The sequence below is a fragment of the Micromonospora sp. NPDC005710 genome (assembly GCF_040630995.1).
Lineage (GTDB): Bacteria > Actinomycetota > Actinomycetes > Mycobacteriales > Micromonosporaceae > Micromonospora.
Genome location: NZ_JBEXYP010000057.1, coordinates 1 through 5,468 on the forward strand (window position 1 = coordinate 1; position 5,468 = coordinate 5,468).

The window sequence follows — 5,468 nt, forward strand, 5'->3', positions numbered from 1 at the left end:
GTCTTCAGAGAGATCGCTTTCTGTTTCGGGTGTATAGTCTTGGTCAGTTCCGATCAACCCGGCCGGCCCGGTCACTGAGGGCCGGGCCGGCGCGGGCGCCCCGGTCAGGGGTAGGTGGTCAGGTACACCGTCTGGTTGGCCGCGTTCGCGGTGCCGCCGGCGTTGTTGATCACCCGGTTGATGGTGCCGACGCCACCGAGCGAGACGGTGACCATGTTCGTGAAGCGCACGTTCGAGTTGACGGGCACCTCGAAGGAGTGCTCCTCGACGACTGCGGGGTTGACGTTGAAGTAGCTGTAGCTACCCAGCCCGTACGCCTGGTGGCTGGTCACCGAATCGGCGACCTTGTACGCGGCGTAACCCCGGGTCGACCCGTTCATCCAGGCAGCCTGGTTCGGCACGTCGTACGGCAGTTCGTTCTGGTAGAAGTACGTCCGCCCGCCGTTGCCGTTCCAGATGGTCTGGTACTTCTGGTAGTGCTCGACGAAGAGGCCGTACATGGTGACGTTGTCGCCGTTGACGGTGAGCCCGGTGTCGGCGGTGTTCAGCGTCCACCCGGTCGGTACGCCGCTGGCGGCGTGGTCGGCCCGCCACAGCCACATGTGGTCACCGATCACGTTGTCGCTGTTGACTGTCAGCGTGTTCGTGGCCTTGCCGACGTGCGGCCCACCGATGCGGAAGAACACGTCGTGCAGCGAGGTCGGGTTCGAGGCGTGGCTCGCAGACGAGCCGGACGGCCCGACCTCCATCAGCACCGGCGAGTTGGTGGTGCCGGCCTCGAACATGATGCCGGCAACCTTGACGCCGTCCACGTCGGCCACCCGCATACCCACGGTGCCGTTGTCGGCCTGGATGGTGGCCAGGCCGAGGCCGAGGATCACCGTGTCGGCCCGGTTGACCTGGATCGGCTCGCTGATGCGGTGCACGCCCGGGGTGAAGAGCAGGTGCTTGCCCTGGGCGAGTGCCGCGTTGATGGTGGCCGCGCTGGTGCCGGGCTGGACGACGAAGAACTGCGACAGCGACAGGGACGAGCCGGCCGGGGTCTTGTTGTACCAGCTGGTGCCCGTGGAGTTGGTGCGCAGTGCGGGCACGAACACCCGGTACTCACCGCTGCCGGTCACGTACAGGAAGGGCTTCTCCCGCACCTGCGGGGTCTGCGCGATCACCGTGTGCGACGGGTTGGGGAAGCTCGGCGCCGGTGCGCCGTTGACGCCCTGGAAGACCATGTTCCACACCGAGCCGGTCCAGCCGTTGCCGAACTCGCTGTTGCGGGAGTACCACTGCTGCTGCGAGCCGGAGACGACCAGGCCGTCGATGCGGGTGTCCGCCAGCAGGCCGCCGCTGGACCAGCCGTCGCCGCCGTTCCAGAGCTGGATCTGGTTCTGCGCGCCACGAAGGTGCATCCGCCGGTACGGCGCGGCCTGGGACACCGCCCAGCGCTCGACGCTCACCCCGGAGGGCAGGGTCACCGAGAGGTTCTCCGCGGCCCGCCAGAAGTTCTGGGTGGCGTTGCCGCCGAACCACGTCGCCTCGGCCCGGACGTGCCCGTTGAGGTTGACGTCGTCGGGGCTCATGCCGAGGCCGGCGACCTGGGTGAAGAAACCGAGGTTGACATCGGCGGTGTAGGTGCCGGGCTTGAACAGCACGGCGTAGCGCTGCGCGCCGAACTGGTTGGTCTCCTGCTGGGTGAAGATGGTGTTGAGTCGACTCTGGATCGTCGACGTCGGGGTGCTCGGGTCGAAGACGTACGTGTTCGCGCCGAGGTTCGGGTTGTACGGGTCGGTGGGCGTCACCGGGGGCTCGTTGGTGCCGCCGCCGGTCTCGCCGTAGACCTGGAACTCCCAGAGCGAGTAGCCGTAGCCGGTGCCCCGGGTGGTGCCGTACATGCGGACGTAGCGGCCGGCGCCGGAGACGGTGAGGTTCTGGGTGCCGCCGGTGCTGGTGGTGGTCGAGTAGATCGTGGTCCAGGTGGACCCGTTGTCGGAGGTCTGGAGCTGGAAGGCCCGGCCGTAGGCGCCCTCCCAGAGCAGGTTTACCTGGCTGATGGTGGCGCGGGCACCGAGGTCGACCTGGAGCCACTGCGGGTCGCTGAACGCGCTGGACCAGCGGGTTCCGGTGTTGCCGTCGACGGCGGCGGCGGCCGGGGTGCCGCCGTTCTCGGTGGACGAGGCGGTGGCCGTACGGCCCTGCGACAGCAGGGTGGGGGCGGCCTGCGCGGGTGCGGTGGTTCCGGTCGGGGTGAGCGCCGCGACCAGGGCCACGGAGAGCCCGACGAGCAGATGCCGAACGACTCGGGGACGGGGGCGTACGGATGTAGCACGAGATGTCATGACATTGCCTGTCGATAGGGGGTTACGGGTTGCCGCAGGGATGGGATCAGGCTCGCCCGTAGCGCCGTGGGTGGTGCCGCCGATGCGACGCCGGGGGAAGGAGAGCGCTCTCGTAGGAGTGTTGCGGCGAGATTGCGGTGGCGTCAAGACATCGATCTATAACACCGTTATTTATCCCGAGAATCAGTTTTTGCGTAATTCAAGTGCCTGCCAAACGGTCGCCGCCGCCGTCCTGACCCACGGTGCTCAAGAGGTTCGCGTCAGCAATCGCTCTTCGGATGACGCGAACCTCTTGATCACCGGGATCGGGCACGGCGGTGGGGCACGGCGGTGGGGCACCCCGGTGGGGTACGGAGGTGGGCAGTTAGCGGCGGACGCCGCCGTCGGTGAGGAAGCGGGCGACGGGGAGGGTCGCCGCGCCCAGGGCGACCGCGTCCACCCCGAGCCGGCACAGCTCGATCGACGCCTGCTCGTACGGCTGGCGCAGCGCCTGCCGGCCGGCCGCCTCCCGTACAGCCGGCAGCAGGTCGCCGAGCGCCATCGCCGCCCAGCCGCCGAGCACCACGCGCTCCGGGTTGAACAGATTGATCAGGTTGGCCACCCCGGCACCGAGGTAGCCGGCGGTGTCGTCCAGCACCCGTCGGGCGGTGGCCGAGGTCTCGGCGGCGGCGACCAGCGCGGCGATCTGGGACTCCTCGTCCTCTCCGGGCACCTGTCGACCTCGGCGCGCCTCCCGGTAGCGGTCGATGATCGCCTCCGCCCCGACGTACGCCTCCAGGCAGCCGCGCGCGCCGCACCGGCAGGCCCGGCCGCCGTACACCAGGGTGGTGTGCCCCCACTCCCCCGCGCTGCTCGACGCGCCCCGGTAGGTGGCGCCGTTCGTCACCACCGACGCGCCCACCCCGGAGCCGACCAGGGCGAAGACGGCGTGCCGGGCGCCCCGGCCGGCGCCGAACCACATCTCGGCCTGGCCGAGGGTCTTCGCGCCGTTGTCGATGTGCAGCGGCAGGTCGGTGCCCGCGCTGATCAGCCGCTCCAGCGGCACCCGGTCCCAGCCGAGGGCCTGGGCGTGCACGACGGCCTCGGTGCCCTGCTCGACCACACCGGACACGCCGATGCCGACGCCGAGCACGTCGCCGGGGGCCACCCCGGCCGGCCCGGTGACCGCGTCGATGCCGGTCAGCACGTGCCCGGCCACCAGGTCGGGCTCGGTACGGGCCGGGTCGAGTGGATACTCGACGCTGCCCAGCAGGGTCATCGCGAAGTCGAACAGCTCCACCCGGACCCGGGTCTCGCCGACGTCCACGCCGATCAGGAACGCGAAGCGGGGCGCGATCCGCAGCAGCATGCTGGGCCGGCCGCCGTCGGACTCGGCGGCGCCGGCCTCGGCGACCAACCCTTCGTCGATCATGTCGGCGACCACGTTGCTGACCGCGGGCTGGCTCAGCCCGGTGCTGCGTACCAGGTCCTGCCGGGTGAGCGGGCCGTCCAGGAAGAGCTTGGTCAGCAGGGCGGACCGGTTGCGCAGCCGCACGCTGCGGTTGGTGGCACGCGCCAGCTCCACTCGTCACCTCGTTCCTGTCGGCCGTTCGAGGCGACTGTAACCGCCCCGTGCTTGACGACCCACCGACCAGCAACTTTAATGACGACATAAATTAAGCCGTGATGTAACTCCCGGGAAACGCCGACGAACCCGACGGCGCACCCCCGAACCCCTGTCCGCAACCGGCCACCCGTCGCCCGACCCCTATCGGCGACGACGGTCGGTGGACCCCCACCACGCACCGGAAGGGCTGACCCGTGTCGAGACGACACCTCGGGATATTCACCGCCGCCGTACTGGCCGCCGCATCGCTCACCGCCTGTGGCTCCGGCGACGACTCCGCCGCAGCGCCCAAGACGCTCACCTACTGGGCCAGCAACCAGGGCGCCAGCCTGGAGGCCGACAAGGCCACCCTCCAGCCCGAGCTGGACAAGTTCGAGAAGCAGACCGGCATCAAGGTCAACGTCGAGGTGGTCCCCTGGTCGGACCTGCTCAACCGTCTGCTGGCCGCCGCCACCTCGGGCAAGGGCCCGGACGTGGTGAACATCGGCAACACCTGGTCGGCGTCGCTGCAGGCCACCGGCGCGCTCGTCGAGTTCGACGACGCCGCCCTGCAGGCCGTCGGCGGCAAGGACCGGATCGTGCCCGCCGCGCTCGCCGCCGCCGGCGCACCCGGCAAGCCGCCGGCCGCCGTGCCGCTCTACAGCATGGCGTACAGCCTGTACTACAACAAGAAGTCGTTCGCCGACGCCGGCATCACCGCGCCGCCGACCACCTGGGAGCAGGTCGTCGAGTACGGCAAGAAGCTGAGCACCGGCGGCAAGTGGGGCCTGGCGATCGAGGGGGCCAACCCGTCGGAGAACGCCCACCACGCCTTCACCTTCAGCCAGCAGTACGGCGGCGAGTGGTTCGACTCGGCCGGCAAGCCGACCTTCGACACCCCGCAGAACGTCTCGGCGATCAAGCGGTACGTCGACTTCATGGCCGCTGACAAGATCACCAACCCGAGCAACGCGGAGTACGCGCAGAACCAGTCGGTCTCCGACTTCGCCAACGGCAAGGCCGCCATGCTGCTGTGGCAGTCCGCCGGGTCGAACCTGAAGACGCAGAACATGCCCGCGGACGCGTACGGGGTGGCCCCGGTGCCGTTCCTGGCCAGCCCGCCGGCCGGCGGCAAGAAGGTCAACAGCATGGTCGCCGGGATCAACATGGCGGTCTTCAAGCACACCAAGAACAAGGACGGCGCGCTGAGCTTCGTCAAGTTCATGACCAGCGACGAAGAGCAGACGATCCTCAACAAGACGTACGGCTCGCTGCCAGCGGTGAAGACGGCTGCCTCCGACCCGGCGTTCAGCGCCCCGGAGCAGAAGTCCATCCAGGAGACCCTCGTCACCACCGCGGCCCCGCTGCCGCAGGTGCCCGAGGAGAGCACCTTCGAGACCCTGGTCGGCACCGCGATGAAGGATCTGTTCGCCGACGCGGCCAGCGGCAAGCCGGTCACCGAGGACTCGGTGAAGGCGAAGCTGACCGACGCGCAGCAGAAGATGCGCTGACCGAGGCGTGACCGGTGGCCGTGGTCGGGTGCTGAACCCGAC

General features: G+C 69.3%; 3 protein-coding genes. 1 reads left to right on the plus strand and 2 read right to left on the minus strand.

Annotation, left to right across the window (positions count from 1 at the left end; all coding sequences use genetic code 11):
* Window positions 1-104: 104 nt before the first annotated feature.
* Window positions 105-2,330: a discoidin domain-containing protein gene (locus ABZ406_RS30765; protein WP_357769067.1), complete on the minus strand. Its 2,226-nt coding sequence runs from the start codon at window positions 2,328-2,330 to the stop codon at window positions 105-107.
* A 364-nt stretch (window positions 2,331-2,694) separates the two neighbouring features.
* On the minus strand, window positions 2,695-3,894 hold the full coding sequence (locus ABZ406_RS30770) for an ROK family transcriptional regulator (RefSeq protein ID WP_357769069.1): 1,200 nt from the start codon (window positions 3,892-3,894) through the stop codon (window positions 2,695-2,697).
* Window positions 3,895-4,130: 236 nt separating this feature from the next.
* Here ABZ406_RS30770 and ABZ406_RS30775 point away from each other — a divergent pair, with 236 nt between their 5' ends.
* Window positions 4,131-5,426: a sugar ABC transporter substrate-binding protein gene (locus ABZ406_RS30775; RefSeq protein WP_357769071.1), complete on the plus strand. Its 1,296-nt coding sequence runs from the start codon at window positions 4,131-4,133 to the stop codon at window positions 5,424-5,426.
* The last annotated feature ends 42 nt before the right edge of the window (window positions 5,427-5,468 follow it).

Excerpts from the sequence above, each read along its gene's own strand:
- ABZ406_RS30765 (WP_357769067.1), bottom strand. The coding sequence starts at position 2,330 with ATGACATCTCGTGCTACATCCGTACGCCCCCGTCCCCGAGTCGTTCGG.